General features: G+C 46.6%; 12 protein-coding genes. 3 read left to right on the plus strand and 9 right to left on the minus strand.

Annotation, left to right across the window (positions count from 1 at the left end):
* Positions 1–3: 3 nt before the first annotated feature.
* Positions 4–2,892: a DEAD/DEAH box helicase family protein gene (locus KUA49_RS06055; RefSeq protein WP_218412488.1), complete on the plus strand. Its 2,889-nt coding sequence runs from the start codon at positions 4–6 to the stop codon at positions 2,890–2,892.
* A gap of 79 nt (positions 2,893–2,971) precedes the next feature.
* On the opposite strand, the gene KUA49_RS06060 is transcribed toward KUA49_RS06055, so the two are convergent.
* From KUA49_RS06060 to KUA49_RS06070, 3 genes are all read right to left on the minus strand, one after another.
* Complete coding sequence (locus KUA49_RS06060; RefSeq protein WP_256624826.1) at positions 2,972–4,747, minus strand: ATP-binding protein; 1,776 nt, start codon at positions 4,745–4,747, stop codon at positions 2,972–2,974.
* A 390-nt stretch (positions 4,748–5,137) separates the two neighbouring features.
* Positions 5,138–5,758: an aminotransferase class IV family protein gene (locus KUA49_RS06065; RefSeq protein ID WP_218412487.1), complete on the minus strand. Its 621-nt coding sequence runs from the start codon at positions 5,756–5,758 to the stop codon at positions 5,138–5,140.
* A 38-nt stretch (positions 5,759–5,796) separates the two neighbouring features.
* Entirely contained in the window at positions 5,797–6,909 is a 1,113-nt protein-coding gene (locus tag KUA49_RS06070; RefSeq protein ID WP_218412486.1) for an aminodeoxychorismate synthase component I, read from the minus strand.
* Between the two features lie 369 nt (positions 6,910–7,278).
* Between KUA49_RS06070 and KUA49_RS06075 the strand changes: the two genes are divergently transcribed.
* Complete coding sequence (locus KUA49_RS06075; RefSeq protein ID WP_218413607.1) at positions 7,279–8,736, plus strand: IS1182 family transposase; 1,458 nt, start codon at positions 7,279–7,281, stop codon at positions 8,734–8,736.
* A 275-nt stretch (positions 8,737–9,011) separates the two neighbouring features.
* Here the strand turns inward: KUA49_RS06075 and cydB are convergent, their stop codons facing one another.
* From cydB to KUA49_RS06100, 5 genes are all read right to left on the minus strand, one after another.
* The gene (cydB, locus tag KUA49_RS06080; RefSeq protein WP_218412576.1) at positions 9,012–10,148 is read right to left on the minus strand and encodes a cytochrome d ubiquinol oxidase subunit II; all 1,137 of its coding nucleotides are present in this window, start codon (positions 10,146–10,148) and stop codon (positions 9,012–9,014) included.
* A gap of 86 nt (positions 10,149–10,234) precedes the next feature.
* Positions 10,235–11,770 (minus strand): cytochrome ubiquinol oxidase subunit I, encoded by a 1,536-nt coding sequence (locus KUA49_RS06085; RefSeq protein WP_218412616.1) that lies wholly within the window; start codon positions 11,768–11,770, stop codon positions 10,235–10,237.
* An 80-nt stretch (positions 11,771–11,850) separates the two neighbouring features.
* Positions 11,851–12,063: a DUF4492 domain-containing protein gene (locus KUA49_RS06090; RefSeq protein WP_040552976.1), complete on the minus strand. Its 213-nt coding sequence runs from the start codon at positions 12,061–12,063 to the stop codon at positions 11,851–11,853.
* Between the two features lie 232 nt (positions 12,064–12,295).
* Positions 12,296–13,315: a helix-turn-helix domain-containing protein gene (locus tag KUA49_RS06095; protein WP_218412577.1), complete on the minus strand. Its 1,020-nt coding sequence runs from the start codon at positions 13,313–13,315 to the stop codon at positions 12,296–12,298.
* 137 nt (positions 13,316–13,452) lie between these two features.
* Positions 13,453–15,702 carry an outer membrane beta-barrel protein gene (locus tag KUA49_RS06100; protein WP_218412578.1) on the minus strand — a complete coding sequence of 750 codons (2,250 nt, stop codon included), beginning with the start codon at positions 15,700–15,702 and terminating at the stop codon, positions 13,453–13,455.
* A gap of 183 nt (positions 15,703–15,885) precedes the next feature.
* Here KUA49_RS06100 and KUA49_RS06105 point away from each other — a divergent pair, with 183 nt between their 5' ends.
* A complete protein-coding gene (locus KUA49_RS06105) occupies positions 15,886–16,254 on the plus strand; it encodes an MmcQ/YjbR family DNA-binding protein (protein WP_218412579.1) in 369 nt (122 codons plus the stop codon).
* 64 nt (positions 16,255–16,318) lie between these two features.
* On the opposite strand, the gene KUA49_RS06110 is transcribed toward KUA49_RS06105, so the two are convergent.
* The gene (locus tag KUA49_RS06110; protein ID WP_218412580.1) at positions 16,319–18,115 is read right to left on the minus strand and encodes an ATP-binding protein; all 1,797 of its coding nucleotides are present in this window, start codon (positions 18,113–18,115) and stop codon (positions 16,319–16,321) included.
* Positions 18,116–18,224: the final 109 nt, after the last annotated feature.

Raw genomic sequence — 18,224 nt, forward strand, 5'->3', positions numbered from 1 at the left:
AGTATGGAACAGATACCTTTTCAGATAGAAGCCGTTGATAAACTGGTGGCTAATATAAAGCGATTATGGGGACATAGAGATCGCCAGATTCCTGTTGTTCTGAAAGCTCCTACAGGAAGCGGTAAGACTTATATGACTCAGAAGATGATTTGCGAGATGGCAGAACAGCCAGATTGGGATAGAGATGTGGCTTATGTATGGATCACCTTCTCCGACGACCTCGCCATGCAGAGCAAACATAAGTTTGATGTCTACTTCCCTACGAGTAAGCATGGTCGATTGTTGACGATAGAAGATTTTAGCCTTGGGGCTCTGCTGAAAAACGATGTGCTTTTCATTAACTGGCAAAAACTGGTGAGCGAGAAAGCCGGAAACCGTATATACAGACGACCGGAAAATCCAGATGAGCGACATGAGAGTAGAGTATACTTCGAGGATTTTGTAGAGAATACCCATGCCAACGGCGTGGAAATAGTATTTATAATCGACGAGTGCCATCTGAATGTAACCGAAGCAGCTAATCGTGACGTGATTAGCAAACTCGACCCGAAAATCTGCATTCATGTCTCTGCTACTCCGCCTCCTGAAGTGATGGCAAAAGCTGCAGATTATGACTCGAATGTGGTAATAAAACATGAAGATGTGGTAGCACAAGGGTTGATCAAGGAGAGCATCATTACCCAGACGAAAGAGGATTTGGATAAATATCAAGGCGAAGATGAAGATCATGTCCTGCTGAAACTTGCTATCGAAAAGCGCAGGGAACTTAAAGCGGAGATTGAGGCCTTCGGCAAAAATGTGAATCCGCTTGTTATCATCCAGTTGCCAAATGATGATGAAACCTTGATAGAACAGGGGCAGCCTACCAAGGAAGAGATTACGAAAGAATATCTTATCTCGCAGGGGGTAAAGGCAAACAGAATTGCATCCTGGTTTACTGGTAAGGCTAAGCCTGAGGGGCTGGAACGGAATGATAGCGAATACGAATACCTTCTGTTTAAAACTGCAGCCGGTACAGGTTGGGATTGTCCCCGTGCTCAGGTTCTGGTCATGTTTCGTGATATTAAATCTGAAATTTTCAGTACTCAGACCATCGGTAGAATTCTCCGTGTTCCAATCATGCACGAAGAAGTGTCTAAGGTTTTCCGTAATGGTTATCTTTATACCAACTTCTCGCGCAAAGCTGTAACAGAGGCTGATTATGGCGGAATGGGCAACAAGCCAAAAACGCTTATCTCTTACAACAAAAAGGGGGAAGATTACATCATCGACCCGAATCTGAAGACAGATATGCTGTCGCGTGTAGATTATGGAGATTTGGGTAAATCGGGTGAATTCCAACAATGTTTGTTTGATACATTCAATCGCTATTTCGGCATTACTGATGAGGATGTGTTTGATGATGTTGTAAAAAGAAAACTAGAAACTAAAGGACTCAACTTGAAGGGAAATTTGGCGCATGAGATAGTTTCAGATGCTCAATTCTATGATTACGAAAATATTGGAATCAACCTCAAGGAAGCTAAAGGAGTAGAGCTTGAGTGGAGTAGGAGTGATGTGCAGAAACTCTTTACTTTCACTTTGGTGGAAATCCTGCGTTCGCAATCAGATAATGATTGCAAGGTAGGAAACATCGTGCGTTCTGTACCAACTTTGAAAAGTGCCATACGCTTGTGGTTCAAGTATTATGCTCTGAAGAATGAAGACGAAGATAAATGGTATCGTATTTTCTTGTATGACGCATTAAACGGTTCAGCTTCAAGTATATTCAGACGTCTTATCACAGAAACGCTTAAGGCATACCATCCTTTGCTCGAAGAACAATTACGTAAGCGCAGAGAGGAAAACCGAAAACGGCAGAGTGTTCCTTTTGTCTTGAAGAAGATGTATTCTTATACAGAAGAACATGATGAGTTGACGGAGCAGAAATGTCTGTTGCATCCTTTCTTCTTGGGGCAAGACTATACTGGCAGAAAAACGGAAGAGAGTTTTTACAAGTATCTTGAGAGCCAGGATGGTATAGAATGGTGGTTTAAGAATGGAGATAGCGGTAAGGACTGGCTTGCCATTCGTTATTTCAGCGAAGAGCGCAACGAAGAAGCACTTTTCTATCCCGACTGGATTTTCAAAAAGAAGAATGGTACTATCGGTATCTTTGATACCAAAGGAGGGCAGACGGCTGCATCTAAAGATACGAAAAACAAGGCTGAGGCTTTGCAGAAGCGTCTTTCAATGTTGAACAACTTGGCTGGAGGCAGAATAAATTACGTTGGCGGTATTGTAATAACAGCTAATGGCACATGGTATTATAATAATAATGAAGAATATGTCTATCAGCCTGGTAGTACTGATGGTTGGAAAATGATGCAAGATATGTTTGATGAGGTGAAGAAAAAGAACAGTTCGAATACTGCAATTCTTCATGCCATCTCTCCTTCCGACCGCTTCACCCGTTTCCTCCCTCTGTATTCCATCCAGGCAGCCTGCGGCTACTTTGATAAATATGAGGAACCCGAGGCGGAAGGATGGGTGGATGTATCCTCGTTACCATTCACTCCGAATAGGGAAATGTTCGTGGTTCACGCTAAAGGCAACTCTATGCTGCCGAAAATTAAGGATGGAGACTTATGCGTGTTTGAGCGTTATCAAGGAGGTTCGAGAGAAGGAGAAATCGTACTCTCGCAGGTGAATGAATATTACGAGGAGTATGGCGGAAAATATACCATCAAAAAGTTTCATAGTGAGAAAACTGTGAATGAAGAAGGGGTGGAAGTTCATTCAAAGATAGAACTGCAGCCGCTCAACAAAGATGGCTTCCAGACCATAGAAATTCCAGAAGATAATGAAGCCAAGATTGCTACCATCGGCATCTTGAAATACATTATCCGTTAACGATAAAAGGGCAAAAGCATTATCCTATCTATCGGGTAAATGCTTTTGCCCTTTCTCTCTGTATGTCTTTTATTTCACTTTATTCCACCTCCTCGCACATTGCCATTTCTGCTCCCCGGTAAATCACAACGAGCTGATGAAGCTTCGTGGTCTTCACGGATTCGCGCACGATGTCGCTATCGGCGTAGCGCCTTATCTGGGCAGAAGCTTCCTCGAAGAGATGATTCAACTGCTCATCGCTGGTGCCCGACTTGCAATACTTCAGTTCCACAATGTAGGAGTCTTCCATGTCCTTATAAATGTCGCAAAGGGGCAGCAGGAAGATGTCGGCATAACCGCCATCGTTGTCGAGTTCTGAGATAGGACGGTAGAACTTGCATTGGCTCGCCATCGCCAGGGTGAAGCCATGAACGTAAGCCTCGCCCTTCTGCTTGTCACGCTGGGAGGAGAAGCGCTTCAGGCAATCGGCTATGTAGGCAAAGTAGGGCTTGAATGCGCCTTCGTAAGCCAACTTACTCTCCAGCTGGGTCTTGTCGTATTGCTCAAAGGTGAGGTCGTTCTCCTTGTAGGTATCCAGCAGATAGGTATACATCTGGTCGCGCACCACCTCGTTGGGAACCACGAAGCGGGTGTTGCCCTGGTAGGTGCCGTCTATCGTTACCATGCCGAAATAAAAGAGCAGACTCAGGAAATTATCTGGATCGTTGATGCGCTCGGCTGGGAAATTCTCCATCAGGGTTCCCGTGGTGAATCCCTTGGTCACGATATCCTGTATGATGCTGGCATCGTGGGCAAACTCCCTGTCGTGGCGGATGAGCATGCGTATCTTGTCGTAGTCGATGCGGATGTTGGTTTCCAACATGCTATCAGGAATATCGTAATCGTTGCGGATATAATTGTCCACAAAATTAAGTACCATAACAGAGTTGTACATGGTTGTCTTGCCGTATCTTTTGATGGCGAAGCAATAGTTGTCATACCATGGCTTCATCACTTCTATCAGTTCATCCACGCTATGGCGGAATGGCAGCACGCTAGCGTAATAGGCCAGCATCTGGCGCACTTCCTCCTCGGTGAATCCCACCATTTCGTTGAATTCCGGTGATAGGGAATAGTTGGTGCCGATGTTGAAACCGCTGGTCAGATCGTCCATTGTAACGGGACTAACTCCTGTAACGAAAACTCTGCCCAGTGAATCTCCGGCGGCTCCCTTGATGGTGTCGAAGAAATGGCGCAAATATCCCTCACCGTGAGTCTGCTCGCGGTATCGTTTTTCATGCTCCTTGTGGGCAAGAATCTGATTGGTAAAATGGTCGTATTCGTCGATGAAGAGGTAAATCTTCAGGCCTGCTTCTGCACATTGGTCGCAGAGAAATCCTAATTGGGCAACGGCGTCTTCCTTCTGGTTCATCTCTTGCTTTATGCCTGGTGGCAAAAGGTTGGCGTATCTGTTGCAGAAGGAATTGAACTTGTTGTTGCAATGGGCATCAAGTCCCTTCTTGTAATTATCCAATCCTGCTGAAATCATGGCAAAGTTCAGATGCAGGATGAGGTAGCTGTTGCGTTCGGGGGTAGGATTTTCTCCGATGTATAGTTTGCCGAAGAGGCTTTCAAACTTATCCTTCTTGTTGATGTCGTAATAGTTTTCGAGCATGGAGAGGGTAAGGCTCTTGCCAAATCGGCGAGGGCGAATGAAGAAGAAATACTTGTTTGATTCTTCTATATTCTCGATGAAGGGAGTCTTGTCAACAAAGTAGCAATCGTCCTTGATAACATCTTCAAAGTTCTGCATTCCGTAAGGGATGCGTTTGCGATAGATTCGCTTTTGTCTTTCTATTCTTTCTATTTTTGCCATAATCGAAACCATTTTTTGTTTGATGCCGCAAAGTTAAGATTATTATTTGGAATACGCAAAGATTTTGGGGCTTTTTCTTGGTGGTTTATCAAAAAAATGAGTAGTTTTGCGGACGGGTATCAAATAGATAACGAAATATGAATCATAACGAGAAATAACGAGATAATGAATAAGATTACGGATAAGACAACGAATAAGACAATGGATAAGACAACGAATAAGATTGCGAATCAAATTACGATGCTGGGTACGGGAAACGCTACGATTTCACAGATTAACACAGATTTTTTGTTTGGATATTTGGGGGAATCCTTCTCCCGATTATGGCAAGAATGAATCTGTGTAAATCTGTGGAATCTGTGGGACTTTTGAATTAATGAATTAATGGGGTTATTCACCAGAATCCGGTAGGAGAATCTTGGTTATTTCCCGCTCTCCGAAATCTATCATGGCGTTGAAGAGGCTCACTTTTTCCGCCTTTCTGAGGTCTTCTAGTGTGAGCTTGGCTTCCTCGATGATGCCGGCTTCCAGAAGCTGGGCTCGCTTGGTTCCCAGGAGCAGGGGATGCTTGGGGGTGAGCCATCTGTTGCCGTCAAAGAGGGCGAGGTTGGTGAAGGAGGTGTCTGTGATCAAGCCGTTTTTTACGATGATGATTTCATCGCAATCGCCTTTCTGGGCTGCCAGGGCGTTGAGCGCACTTCGGTCGGTACTCTTGTAGGTGTAGTCGATATTATTATCCTCTACCACCTTGAGGGAATGAATCTCCTTCATCTTGTAGGGGGCGTATTCGATGGCTTCCACGCCCTGGATGCCATAAACCACTCGTGCTTTGTAAAGGTTCATTTCCTCATTTGGGGAAATGAGGGATGAGAGTTTTATTTCTTCAGATGCGAGGGATAGAAAGGATGGAAAGAACCTGCGGATGGTTCTCTCCATTCTTGCCTGATGATAGGGCAGGGCCAGGGCCTTGCCGTTCTTGATTTTTATTGTTTCTACAAATTGCTGTTTCATAATCTCTTATATATTTTTTTCTAAGACGAAAGGTGGTTTTAAAACGGAAGATAGATTTTCTGAATCACTTCCTCGTATTCCTTCCGGCAATCGCTCTTTGATGTGATGCCGCCGCCTGCTTTGAAGTACAGTTTTCTGCTTGCCTTCGGCTCCTTTCCTTCGCTTGCCTTTCCTTCCTTTGCCTTGAAATTCTTTTCTCCATCTGTTTCAAAATCAACCGGTGAAGTTTCTTCCTCGATGAATCTTATCATGACGGCGGAGTTGAGCTCGACCTGGTCGTAGATTCCCATGATGCCCGTGTAGAAGCCGCGGTCGTAGCCTTCTGCCTCTTGGATAATCTGCATGGTTTTATCCTTCGGGGCACCCGTGATGGAACCGGCTGGGAGCTGGGCATCGAGGATTTCGCCCAGATGATGTGGGTAATCTTCGGGCAGGCGACCGCTGATTTCTGAACTGGTTTGCAGAATGTCGCCCTTGTTGGTATGCAGCACGTCGATGTAACGGTATTTATCCACTCTTACATTCTCTGCCACCCGGCTCAGGTCGTTCCTTATCAAATCTACGATGGTGGCGTGTTCTGCCGCCTCCTTCCGGTCTTCCATCAGCTGCTTTTCGGCATCGGGGAGTGATGCATCCAGGGTTCCCTTCATGGGATAGGAGTAGATTCTTCCGCCCTTGATTCTGACGAAGGTTTCGGGAGAAAAGCAGACGAAGGGGGTGAGATTTCTCTTTCTTCTGAGCAGCAGTTTATACTTCCCTTTTGCGCGATGAAAAATATCCTCTAAAGAGAGATTGCAGCTCACGGGAACCCGGCAGGTGAGATTCGTAAGATAGCTGTTGCCCGCCATAATGTTGCTCTTCACAATGTTGAAGCTTCGCTCGTAATCCTCGTAAAGTGGGGGTTCTATCTGCCAGGTGGTCTCCGAAGTCTCTTCCTTCAAAGTCTCTTTCTTCAAAATTTCTTCCTTTAAAGTCTCTTTCCTGGCATGAGAAAAGTTTCCTCTTCCTTCAAAATCGAAGAGGCATTCTTCGGGATTTATATCGGATAGCAAGCGGATGAAGGCCTTGTCTCCCTGATAGTTAATAACAAAGAGAAAAGGCTCATCCTGGCTTGCCAATCGATTGATTTTATCTATGATTTCCTGTTTCATGCCTGCAAAGATACTGCTTTTCTTTGGAAGGGCAAAATATTGGTTACAGATTTTTGTTTGATGGGACGCCTTCTCCACACGCCCTGAAAGGGCAGAAGCTCCTAGCCCAGGGCAACACCCTGGGTTTTAGCAAGATTTTAGCAATGCGCCCTGTAAGGGCAAAAGCTTTAAAATGCGGCGATGATAAAGCTTTTGCCCTTACAGGGCGACGTTGTTGCTTGCATGTTTACCCAGGGCGATGCCCAGGGAGGGCACTGAAAAAGTCCCTTCATTGGTTATGTTAGTTTAACATTCGATCTTTGAAATAGTGTACCCAAAAGTTGCATATGTGCAATATTTTTTGTATCTTTGTAGGAAAATACAAGGATTATGCTAGAGCAACAACAGACCATATCATTCAGTGATTATTCAAGTTTGTATGACTTGATTATCCCAAAAGACAACCTGCTCCGCCAGATTACTGACCTGGTGGACTTTAGTTTCGTATACCAGGAATTGCAGGACAAGTATTGTCATGACAATGGTCGTACAGCAGAGAGTCCTATCCGTATGTTTAAGTATCTTCTTTTAAAGGTAATCTATAACATATCGGATGTTGATGTTGTTGAACGTACTCGCTATGATATGTCGTTTAAGTACTTCTTGGGATTAACTCCTGAGGAGACTAATCTGATTAATCCTAGTTCCTTGACCAAATTCCGTCGACTTCGCCTGAAGGATATGGACCTGTTGGATCTTCTCATCAAGAAGACTGTTTCTATTGCTATAGAAGCTGGTGTCCTCAAGTCTAGAACCATCATTGTTGATGCAACCCATACGCATTCTCGTTCCAACCCTATCAGTGCAGCAAAGAGTTTGGAGTATTATTGCAAGGACGTAATCAAGGTCGTTGATTCTGTAGATGACAGCATGGAATTGCCTGAGCTTCCAAAAGAAAAGAAGTATTCTTCTATCATGACTGCTGCCAAAACAATAGTTGCAACAGTAGAAGCTGACGCTGCAACTGCCAATATGCCTGCAGTCAAGGAACGTCTTAACATGCTGAAAGAAACCATTTCCGATGCAGAGACCCGAGGCGTAATATCAAAAGATGAAGATGCCCGTACAGGACATAAAACAGCGCATTCTTCATTCTTTGGCTATAAGACGCATATAGCTATGAGCGATGAGAGAATTATCACCGCAGCTACCGTCACCTCCGGCGAGAAGGGTGATGGACAGCAATTGCCGGAATTGATAAAAAAGACAGAGGAAGCAGGAATGGAAGTTGATTCCATAGTAGCAGATAAGGCATATTCCAGCAAGGAGAATCTCAAAATGGCAAAGGAAAACAATATGCGCCTCTCTGCTCGTTTAAGCTCTGTAATTGACGGTAATCGAACAAACAAACTCCCTTTTGAATACAACAAGGATGCAGATCTGTACGTCTGCCCAGCAGGGCATCTGGCGAAATGGAAAGAGATGAATAATCGCAAAAATGACAAGCGTCACAGAAACTCCAGCATTACCTATTATTTTGATGTGGACAAATGCAAGGTCTGTCCATTGCGTGAAGGTTGCTACAAGGAAGGAGCCAAGACAAAAACATATGCGGTTACCATCAAATCGGATGAACAGTTGGAGCAAATCGAATATCAAAAAACAGAAGAGTTTATAAATCTTCAGAGGAAACGATACAAGATAGAAGCCAAGAACTCCGAACTTAAGAATGTCTTAGGATATGACAGAGCCCTGTCATACGGTTTGTCGTGCATGGAAATGCAGGGTGCTTTGACTATTTTCGCTGCAAATGTGAAAAGAATCATCAAATTGATGCAAAATGCATAAGGGGGGAAGTAGATTCCTCTATATATTGCCGAATTAAGCGCCAGAAAGGCTATAGAAAGCTATTTGGGGCTATATTCCTGTCCAAAAAAGTATTCCACTTTTAAAAGATGAAATGCTTCTTGGACAAGAATTAAAGTTCAAAAACAAGCTATGCAACTTAAAATTGGGTACCTTTTTCAGTGCCCTCCCTGGGCTAGGAGCTTCTGCCCTTTCAGGGCGTGTGGCGCATATTTAATAGGCTTTTCATGCCTTTTCAATAGGCTTTTCCTGCCTTTTTAATACGCTTCTCCCTGCTCTATTTCTTCCTGAGTGATGCGCTTGCGGTCGATGGCGCGCCAGGCGAAGACGATGTAGGCGAGGACGAACGGGATGAGGAGGGAAACTATCGCCATGGTGCGGAGCGTGAACTCGCTGTTGCAACTGTTGGCGAGGGTGAGCGAACTCTGAAGGTCGATGTTCGACGGATAGTAGGCGGTGTTGTTCCAACCGGCTATCAGCAGCAGAACCAGCACGGTGAGCACGGTTCCGATGCCCGTAAACCAGATTCCCTTTCTATACTGCACGCTTCTCGATGACTTGTAAATGCCGAAGAGAACGAGTACTACACCTATTAATAATATTACAAGCAGGATTGGCATCTCCAGAAGATTGTGAAGATACTTCATGCTCTCTATCGTAATGCTGGAAGAAGAAGTGCTGAATCCATCCTTTACCAGCAATCTGATGAGAAATGGCAGGAAGAACAATAGGAAAATCAGGGCATTCCATGGCAACTGGCGAGTGCAGCGTTCCTGAATCTGCTGGTGCTCGATGTTGTTCTTGATGTAGAGCATGCCCAGGATGCGGGCTAGCATCAGTACGGCAAGTCCCAGCACCACGTTCCATGGGTCGAGCAGGGCATCAAGACCATGACTGGCGTTTGACCAGCGGCTGATAACGGGTTGCAGACTGTTGGTAATATTGACCTTATCAATCAGAAAATTGCTGCCGTTGAAGAAGGTGGCTACGGCGCCACCAAGGAGCAGCGGACCCACGATGCCGTTGATGATAAGACAGATCTGAAAGGTCTTCGGTCCAAGAAAATTACCTATCTTGTTCTGGAATTCATAGCTCACGGCTTGAATCACAAACGAGAACAGGATAATCATCCACAGCCAGTAGGCTCCGCCGAAACTGGTGCTGTAGAACAATGGGAACGAGGCGAAGAAGGCTCCGCCGAAGGTGACGAGCGTGGTGAAGGTGAACTCCCACTTCCTGCCCGTGGAGTTGATGATGAGGCGACGCTCTTCTTCTGTTTTCCCTAAACAGAAAATCAAGGTGTTGGCTCCCTGTACAAACATGAGAAACACCAGCAGGGCTCCTAATAATGATACGAGGAACCACCAGTATGATTGCAAAAATTCGTATGTCATAATACTTTCGGGTTTTGTTGTTTACTGAAAAACTATCCTATGATTCTTTTCGAAATCTTTCTGAAAAATATTGATTATCAGAGAGATTATTCGTATTCCGGTCCTTTCTTAATCTGCTTCACCAGGATGCTGATTTCTACGGCAAGCATGGTGGTGAAGAGTGCCAGGAAGATGAAGAAGGTGGTGGCCACGCTGCCTGCCTCGATGTCGGAGATGGCGGCGCTTACTGGCAGCAGGTCTTGGATGGTCCAAGGCTGGCGACCGATTTCTGCTACTATCCAGCCCGATTCTGAGGCGATGTAAGCCAGCGGAATCATGATGATGGCGGAAATGAGGAACCATCGGTATTGGGCGATTTCCTTCTTATAGACGAGGAAGAGGCTGAGGGCGAAGAAGAGGATGAGCAGGCATCCTACTCCCACCATCAGGCGGAAGGCGTAGAAGCAGATCGGGATGCTCGGCACCAGTTCCTTGGTGTCCTTGATGTAACCATATCCGAAGTATTTCATGTTCTCCCTGAGGATAGGGAGCTGGTCTTTCGCCTGGGTTTCGCGATAGGTTTTCAGGGCAACAATCGCCTTCTTGCCCCGGGCTATCTTTTCCTGGGCTGATGGTTCCCGGGTTCCATCCTCGCGGGTGTAACCCTTGAGAATATCGTTCACGCCAGGCACGTAGCCATCGGCTGTGCGGGTGGCTAGAAACGAGAGCATGTTGGGGATGGCGATGCGCATGGCTGGCTCCTGCTCGCTTTCGTAATCGGGCTGCTTGAAGGGATGAACGGCTGCTATCGCTGTAAGGCTCTCACCCTTTCCACCATTATATAATGCTTCCATCGCAGCCAGTTTCATTGGCTGCACCTGTGCCACCCGATAGGCGGAATTGTCGCCGGTCATCGCAGCCAGCAGGGTGGCGATGAGTCCTACGCCGGCACCCATCTTGATGCTCGCCTTGGCAAGTTGGGTTTCTCTCTTCTTCAGGAGATACCAGCAGCTTACGGCTACCACGAAGGTGGCTCCGATGATCCAGGATGAGGTGACGGTGTGGGTAAACTTGTTGATGGCGAATGGCGAGAGTGCCACATCCAGGAACGAGGTCATCTCGAAGCGCATGGTGTCGGGATTGAATTCCTGTCCCACCGGATATTGCATCCAGGCGTTGGCTACGAGAATCCACCAGGCAGAAATGGTGGCGCCAAGTCCCGTGAGCCAGGTGGAGGCAAGGTGGAAGCCCCGGCTCACCTTATCCCAGCCGAAGAACATCACCGCCACGAAGGTGCTCTCCATGAAGAAAGCCAGGATGCCTTCGATGGCTAGGGGAGCGCCGAATACGTCGCCCACAAACCAGGAGTAGTTGCTCCAGTTGGTGCCAAATTCAAACTCCAGGATGATTCCTGTGGCAACGCCCATGGCGAAGTTGACGCCAAAGAGTTTTTGCCAGAAACGGGTTACGTGTTTCCAGAACGGTTTGTTGGTGCGGTAGTAACATGTTTCGGCGATGCCCATGATTACTGCCAGTCCCAGGGTGAGCGGGACGAACAGCCAATGGTAGATGGCCGTGAGTGCGAATTGCGCCCTCGACCAGTCGATGGTGGCTGATGTAATGTCTAACAAAAGATTTGTCATCATAGCTTAATGGTTTTAAAATTGTTATTATATAATGTTTTTGTATTTCTTTCGATGGAAATAGGTCTGAATTCAGAGTTTTATCTGTTGAGAATTTCCTTGGATACGAATCCAGCCTTGTCTCCATTCTTTGCATTTGTATTGATAAAATCAGGAAAGAAGAAGAGCTTGAGCACCAGGAAGATGATGGCAAGCTTGATGAGGATGATGGTCCAGAGCGTCTTGCCCAGGGTCATCGTCCTGAAACCATCATAATAGAGATGGAATATCCGTGAAAGCAGTCCTTGTTTCATTGGCTTCTTTTTTTAAATTCTGCTGCAAATCTACAATAAATATTTGTAACTACCAAATATTTTGTTGAAAAATATACAAAAAAGGAAAGAATTTGTTTTTAGATGGTATGTAATGGGGCTATCTTCTCTAAAATTTGCATTTTATTCCCTTATGTTGAAATCTCCATGAGAAAAATAGCTTATTATCAAGGTGGCGAGGCTGCAGGATTTCTGGAGTTATTGCAAGTAATCATCAGGTTCTTGCAATAACTCCACGTCTTAATCTGAATTCCATCGGGCTCACCCCGTGCTTCCGCTTGAATGCCGTGCAGAAATGGCTCTGGTAATCGTAGCCCAATTTGACCCCGATGTCGGCAATCGGCAAACTCGTATCTAGGAGATAATGAACCGCTAAATCCATGCGGAAATCGAAGAGATACTGGAATACCGTGGTGCCAAACTCCTGCTTGAAGGCTTTCTTCAGGGTGCATTCGTTGGTGCCCACCATTGCCGCCAACTCGTGGAGCGAAGGCATTTCCTGGTAATGGGTGCGGATGATGCTTTGGGCATCGTGTATCTTGTCACGGATGCTGAGGCTGAGGGCTTGGCTGCTTGGCAAGAGACTGGCAGGCAGGAGGAATCCCGAGAGGCAGTCGAAGATCTTCGATTCCAGGTATTTGGAGGCTTGGTTGCCTAACAGGCGGGAACGCTGGATGTCTCGTGCCGCCTTGATGACTGCTGCTATGGCAGGCTGGTTGTACTTGATGATGGTCTGGGTATCGAAGGTAGGATTGGTTAGGGGGGAGAGCTGATCAAAAGCCTCCGGGTCGTGCTCGATCAACTCTTCTATGAATTGCTGCGGGATGACCACGTTGAAGATTTCGAATTGGGTGCCCTGGTTCAGGTGAGTGTTGGCACCACCTTCGCCGCTTAGAAAACAGAGGCTTGCCTCGCCTGTTTTCCACATCATTTCCTTTTTCGCACCACGACTGCCGTACACTTCTTTCATGCTGCCGCCAAGGGTTGGCATGGAGAAGAGCAGGGCTGGTCTGACCTCGTGCTGTGCGATAAACTTGGAGTTGTTCGCCTTGCCAAAATAGTGTTGGTTCATAATGCCAAACTTCTGGTAATGCCACTCCTTGAGCGAAACTTCCATTGCATCCGATTCGATGTGATTGCTCCGTTCCATCCCATGGTTGTCGATGAAGGTAAGGCCGTTCTGTCTTACCTCTCCTTCTACCTTTCCATCTCTTATTATCTGACAGTCAACCATTAGCTTTATTTTAATTTGTTTTTATGCTGCGAAATTGCAATTAAGCAAGAATCACGCTGCAAATATACGATATTCTAAGAAAATATGCAAGTTTATTTATAAAATTATACCCCTTTTCGCAAAAAAAAGTCTCTGTTCTATTTTCCTCCCATTCTTCCCACGGCTTCCTGGGCAGAGTTCTCGCCACGGTATTGCTTCTTGGCCTGGTTGAAGCGATAGGTGAGGCGGAGCTGCACGCTTCGGATGTCTTCCCACTTCTGCTGCTGGAACCTCACGTTGCCGTAGGTGCCATCGGTCTTTTGACGCTTGGTGTTGAAGATGTCGTTCACGTTCAGGCTTAGCGAGAGACGGTCTTTCAGGAAACTCTTGTAGAGCTGGAAGTCGAAGTTGTGCACGCTGCAGATGGTGAGGAAATTGTAGGTGCCGCTGCTTCGGTAGGAGAACGAGAGGTTCATGTACCAGCCCTTTGGAAGATGGAAGCCGTTGTAGAGGCTGAAGATGTAGTAGGGGTCGTGGAAGCTTTTCTCCTTGCCCATGCTGACGGCCTTGATGAAGCCCTGCTGGATGCCTGCCTGTAGCTGCGGCTCGTAGAAGCCCCAGCGGTGGCGGTAGCCGAGGAAGCTGCCCCAGTTCCAGCAATGGTCGATGTTGGTCCAGGTGATGTAGCCCGTTTGCGGGTCATCTGAATCGGGTTTGATGATGCTGGTGATGTAATCTTTTACGTAGGTGTAGCTTGCCTGGAGGAAGAGGTCGCCGTAGCTTGCCTGGTATTGGAACTCGTGGCGCTTGGATGGCTCCAGCTGGCTGTTTCCTACCTGTCTCATGTAGCGGTTTGCGTAAACCGTGCCCGTGTTCAGCTCCTGGAAGGATGGGCGGGTTTCGGAGGAACGGTAGCTTAGGGACTGGGAGAATCTGCCTGACTGATGAGAGAGCAGGAGGGATGGGTAGAGGTTGTCGTATTTACGATGAAGCGGCTCGGTGGAGGCTGTTTCATCTTTCAGATAGTTCAGGCGGCTGTCCACGTGCTCGTATCTCAATCCTACTCTTAGGGAGAAGGGCTTGAAGTCGAGTGAATATTCGGCGAAGACGGCAGCATGATTTTCCTTGGTGATGCTGTGGGTGGAGGTTCCCTTATCGGCAGGGGTGTAATCGGTACGCGATTCGCTCTTCACGTAGTTGTACTCGGCGCCCATCATCCAGGTTTGCTTGTCGTTGATGGTGTAGTTGGCGCGGGCCTTTGCTCCCCAGATGGTTCCATCGCTTTGCGGCAGGAGGGTAAACTTGTTTCTGGCTTCCTGCTGGGTAGAGGCTGCTTCTCTCTCCGAAATCTCATCCACGAATTGGCCTTGCTCTGTGTGCAGCTTCACGAAGTCGCCGAAGAAGTTCAGCTTCCATTTTTCTCCGTAATTACCCTGGTAGAAGGCGTTCACGTGGTGCTGCCAGTCGTAATAGAAAAACTTGTTGTTGCCCGTTACGTTGTCATCTACTTGATTGTTGGTCATCGCATAGCTCGTCATCTTGAAAGGCATCGGCTGATGGATGTTGTAGCCATTGTATTTCACTCCGATGGTTTGCTTTTCCGTCAGGGCGAGGTCGGCTCCGGCGCTCCAGTAGAAGTGGTCGTTGTAGTTATGCTTGCAGTCGAGGGTGGAGGAGGCAATGTAAGTGGTGGCGTTATCGCCTGTATTACTGCCGCTTACGTAATTCGTGGTGATGTCCTGTTCTTTCCATTTCCCCTGCCAGTTGGCGTAACCAAGCTTGCCGTAGTACGTCATCTTGCCGCGGGTGTAGGTAAGGTCGAGGTCATGGTTGTTGCTCACGAAGGAGTCGAAGAGGAAGCCGGAGTTCTCCACGATGGCGAGTCCTTGCAGGTTCTTCTTGGTTGTGATGAGCAGCACGCAGCCCACGTTGTTGCCGTATTCGGCTCCGGGATGATGAATCACTTTCACCTCTTTTATCTGTGTAACGGGCAGGTTTTCTACCACGCTGTAATCCTGCACCTTTCTGTCGTTGATGTAGATTTCGGGTGCGCCGCCGATAAATGCCTGCGGTTTGCCATCCTTGTTTTTGAACATTCCGGGAAGTTTGGCAAGCACTTCCGTAGCTGTTGGCTCCTTCTCGAGCGAAGTTCCCGAGATGCGAGCCACGATTCCTCCGTTCTTCTGGCGGAATTGCGAGCGGGTTCCCTTGACGGTTACGGCCGAGAGCTGTTTCTCCCATTGGATGCTGTCCTGGCGCAGCTTTTCCTTCATCGCCTGGATGCTATCAGTAGAAATATTCTTTGCTGTAGAAATACTCTCTGCAGTAGTGGTCTTTGTCTGTTGAGCGTTTGCCATCATCGGGTTTCCCAGGATGAGCAAGCTGCTCATGATCAATTCATGTTTCATAATCTTCTTTCTTATTTTAATGTAAATATGCCGCAAAAAAATGCGAATGATGTTGCAAAATTACGGATAAGGAAACAGAAGGATTTTAATATAACGGAATTTTTTCGGATAAGCTTCGTGTTTTTATGAGATAAGTCTTGCGGTTTCATCAGAAATCATTATCTTTGCAAAAAAAAAAAGATTATGAATATAGAATCTGTTAGAGAGTATTGCCTCTCGCTTCCCCTCGTAACCGAGGATTTTCCTTTTGATGAGCAGACCTTGGTGTTTCGCATCTTGGGCAAGATCTTTGCCTGTGTTGACCTGGAGCGCCCCGAGTGGGTTACGATGAAATGTAATGCCGATTACGCCCTCGAACTCCGGGAAGTGCATCCCGAAATAGAAGGCGCATGGCATTGGAATAAGAAATACTGGAATCAGGTAAACCTTTATGGCACGCTGGAAGATGATTTCATCCAGGCCCTGATTCGCCACAGCTATTCCGAAGTGGTGAAGAAGCTCAAGAAACAGGAGCGGATGGAGCATCCGGAAATGCTGGATGTGAAGGAATAGGGAGAAAGTAAAAAGAAGAAGGCTCTGAATTAGCCATAAGAAATGCTGATTCAGAGTCTTCTTATTAATTTATAATTCCTAGCTTTTTGAGTCTGGAGTAAATCGCTCCTCTCGAGCGTTCCATGATTTCTGCTATTTCCTTTATCTTTTTTCCTTCATTATAAAATTTTATCAGAATATCATCTGCTTCTTTTTCCCAAGGAAGATAGGCGTTTCCGTGTTCTTTTCTTTTTTCTTCGACAGAATACGCTTTCTTATGTGTTGGTTTTGTTGAAGCTTTATCCAGAACCCTGTATTCCCAATCCTCAATAGTCCTTGTCTCTGTGCTGAAGCTGATGCCAATCTTTACGAGCTTTCTTTCATCAGCCTCGAAAGGAACCATGTAGCCTTTTTCGTCTATCTGGGCGAGGGCTTCCTTGGCAGGCTTGTTGATCTTTATCTCGAAGACGAAGATGGTGTGGGGCGAGAACATCACGGCATCGGCCCTGCCCCTGCAACTCTTCACCTGCGTGAGAACGGCTATGTTCATCATTGAAAGCATGATGTAGAAAACGGTTTCGTAATAATACTCGTTTTTCTGCATGTCTGCCAATACATCTTTCCCGCCTTCTGGATAAGGAATGGAAGCGAAGTAGGATTTCATCAGCGTCATCGCCTTGTCGATGTTTCCATACACCAATGCCTGATAGAATCTTGCCGCAAACCCCAGCGATGTGCCGTCGCTCAGATTCGTGTAGAGCGGCAGCAGGTTTTCCATCAAGCCGGCCCTTACTTCCTTGTTTGGAATGCCGAGAAAGTAGCCTTTGGTGAGAGGGTCGTAGTCCTTGATGGTAAGGTAGCCGCTCTGATAGAGCAATGGCAGGGCATCCGTCATCTTCTCCGTAGGACGGTCGAACGAAGACGAGAAGGCGAAGACATTATCCAGCTCCGTCACGTCAGTCTTGAATCTCTGCATCTGATTGATGAGATAGGTAGAAGTGCCCGATGCAAACCAGTAGTCCTCTATCTCGCCCGACGCCAAGGCTCGCATCAGACTGAACGGATTGAAGATGTCGGGGCTGTTTCTTGTGAAATGATAGCCGTCGTAATTCTCCTGGAGCAACCGTGCCATCTCTTCCTTGCTCACCCCATTGTGCTTCGCCATCAGTTCGATGTCCTGGCTCAGGGTGGTGGTGAGTTCCTCCTTGGTAATGCCGCAGATGGCAGCAAACTCTGGGTCCATGGAGATGTTGGTCAGATTGTTGATGGCGCTGAAGATGCTGAGCTGCGAGAACTTGGTGATTCCCGTGATGAAGGCGAATCTCCAATACTTGTCACATTCCTTGATAGGAGTGTAGAATTCCTGCATGATGGTTCTTACTTGCTCTAATTTCTCTTTGTCGTGAAGAACATCGAGCAGAGGAGCGTCGTATTCATCTATGATGATGACGAGGTCTTTACCAGTCTTCTCTTTGATGGTCTTGATCAGCGTCGTCAATCTGTTTCCAGGGGTTTTTTTGCTGCGCTCTATTCCGTACTTCTTCTCGTAATCTTCAAGTTGTATGTCAAATTTCTCATCAAAATATTTGATGTCGCAATACTTGAATGTGGACATGTCGAAGTGCAGGACAGGGTATTCTGTCCAGTCCTTTTCCAAACCTTCGATGGCAAGCCCCTTGAACAGGTCTTTCTCGCCAGCGAAATAGGAATGGAGGGTTGTGCTCAGCAAGGATTTTCCGAACCGACGGGGACGACTGAGAAATACATACTTGTACTTCTTGGTCAACTTGTATATCAAGTCTGTTTTATCCACGTACACGCATCCTCTGTTGATGATATCGCTGAATGTCTGTATTCCCACAGGATAAATTCTTTCTGCCATAGTCTTTGCATTTTTATTCTTTGTGGCAAAGTTACGAAAAGTTTTTGAAATGCAAGCGATTTGGAAGGAAAAAATGGGCTGGGGGATGAAAAAGTAGAGGCATTTGAAG

It is taken from the genome of Segatella copri (assembly GCF_019249655.2).
Taxonomy (GTDB): Bacteria; Bacteroidota; Bacteroidia; order Bacteroidales; family Bacteroidaceae; genus Prevotella.

Bases quoted from the DNA above. Each gene is read 5' to 3' on its own strand.
- KUA49_RS06055 (WP_218412488.1), top strand. From the start codon at position 4: ATGGAACAGATACCTTTTCAGATAGAAGCCGTTGATAAACTGGTGGCT.
- KUA49_RS06060 (WP_256624826.1), bottom strand. From the start codon at position 4,747: ATGGCAAAAATAGAAAGAATAGAAAGACAAAAGCGAATCTATCGCAAA.
- KUA49_RS06065 (WP_218412487.1), bottom strand. From the start codon at position 5,758: ATGAAACAGCAATTTGTAGAAACAATAAAAATCAAGAACGGCAAGGCC.
- KUA49_RS06070 (WP_218412486.1), bottom strand. From the start codon at position 6,909: ATGAAACAGGAAATCATAGATAAAATCAATCGATTGGCAAGCCAGGAT.
- KUA49_RS06075 (WP_218413607.1), top strand. From the start codon at position 7,279: ATGCTAGAGCAACAACAGACCATATCATTCAGTGATTATTCAAGTTTG.
- cydB (WP_218412576.1), bottom strand. From the start codon at position 10,148: ATGACATACGAATTTTTGCAATCATACTGGTGGTTCCTCGTATCATTA.
- KUA49_RS06085 (WP_218412616.1), bottom strand. From the start codon at position 11,770: ATGACAAATCTTTTGTTAGACATTACATCAGCCACCATCGACTGGTCG.
- KUA49_RS06090 (WP_040552976.1), bottom strand. From the start codon at position 12,063: ATGAAACAAGGACTGCTTTCACGGATATTCCATCTCTATTATGATGGT.
- KUA49_RS06095 (WP_218412577.1), bottom strand. From the start codon at position 13,315: ATGGTTGACTGTCAGATAATAAGAGATGGAAAGGTAGAAGGAGAGGTA.
- KUA49_RS06100 (WP_218412578.1), bottom strand. From the start codon at position 15,702: ATGAAACATGAATTGATCATGAGCAGCTTGCTCATCCTGGGAAACCCG.
- KUA49_RS06105 (WP_218412579.1), top strand. From the start codon at position 15,886: ATGAATATAGAATCTGTTAGAGAGTATTGCCTCTCGCTTCCCCTCGTA.
- KUA49_RS06110 (WP_218412580.1), bottom strand. From the start codon at position 18,115: ATGGCAGAAAGAATTTATCCTGTGGGAATACAGACATTCAGCGATATC.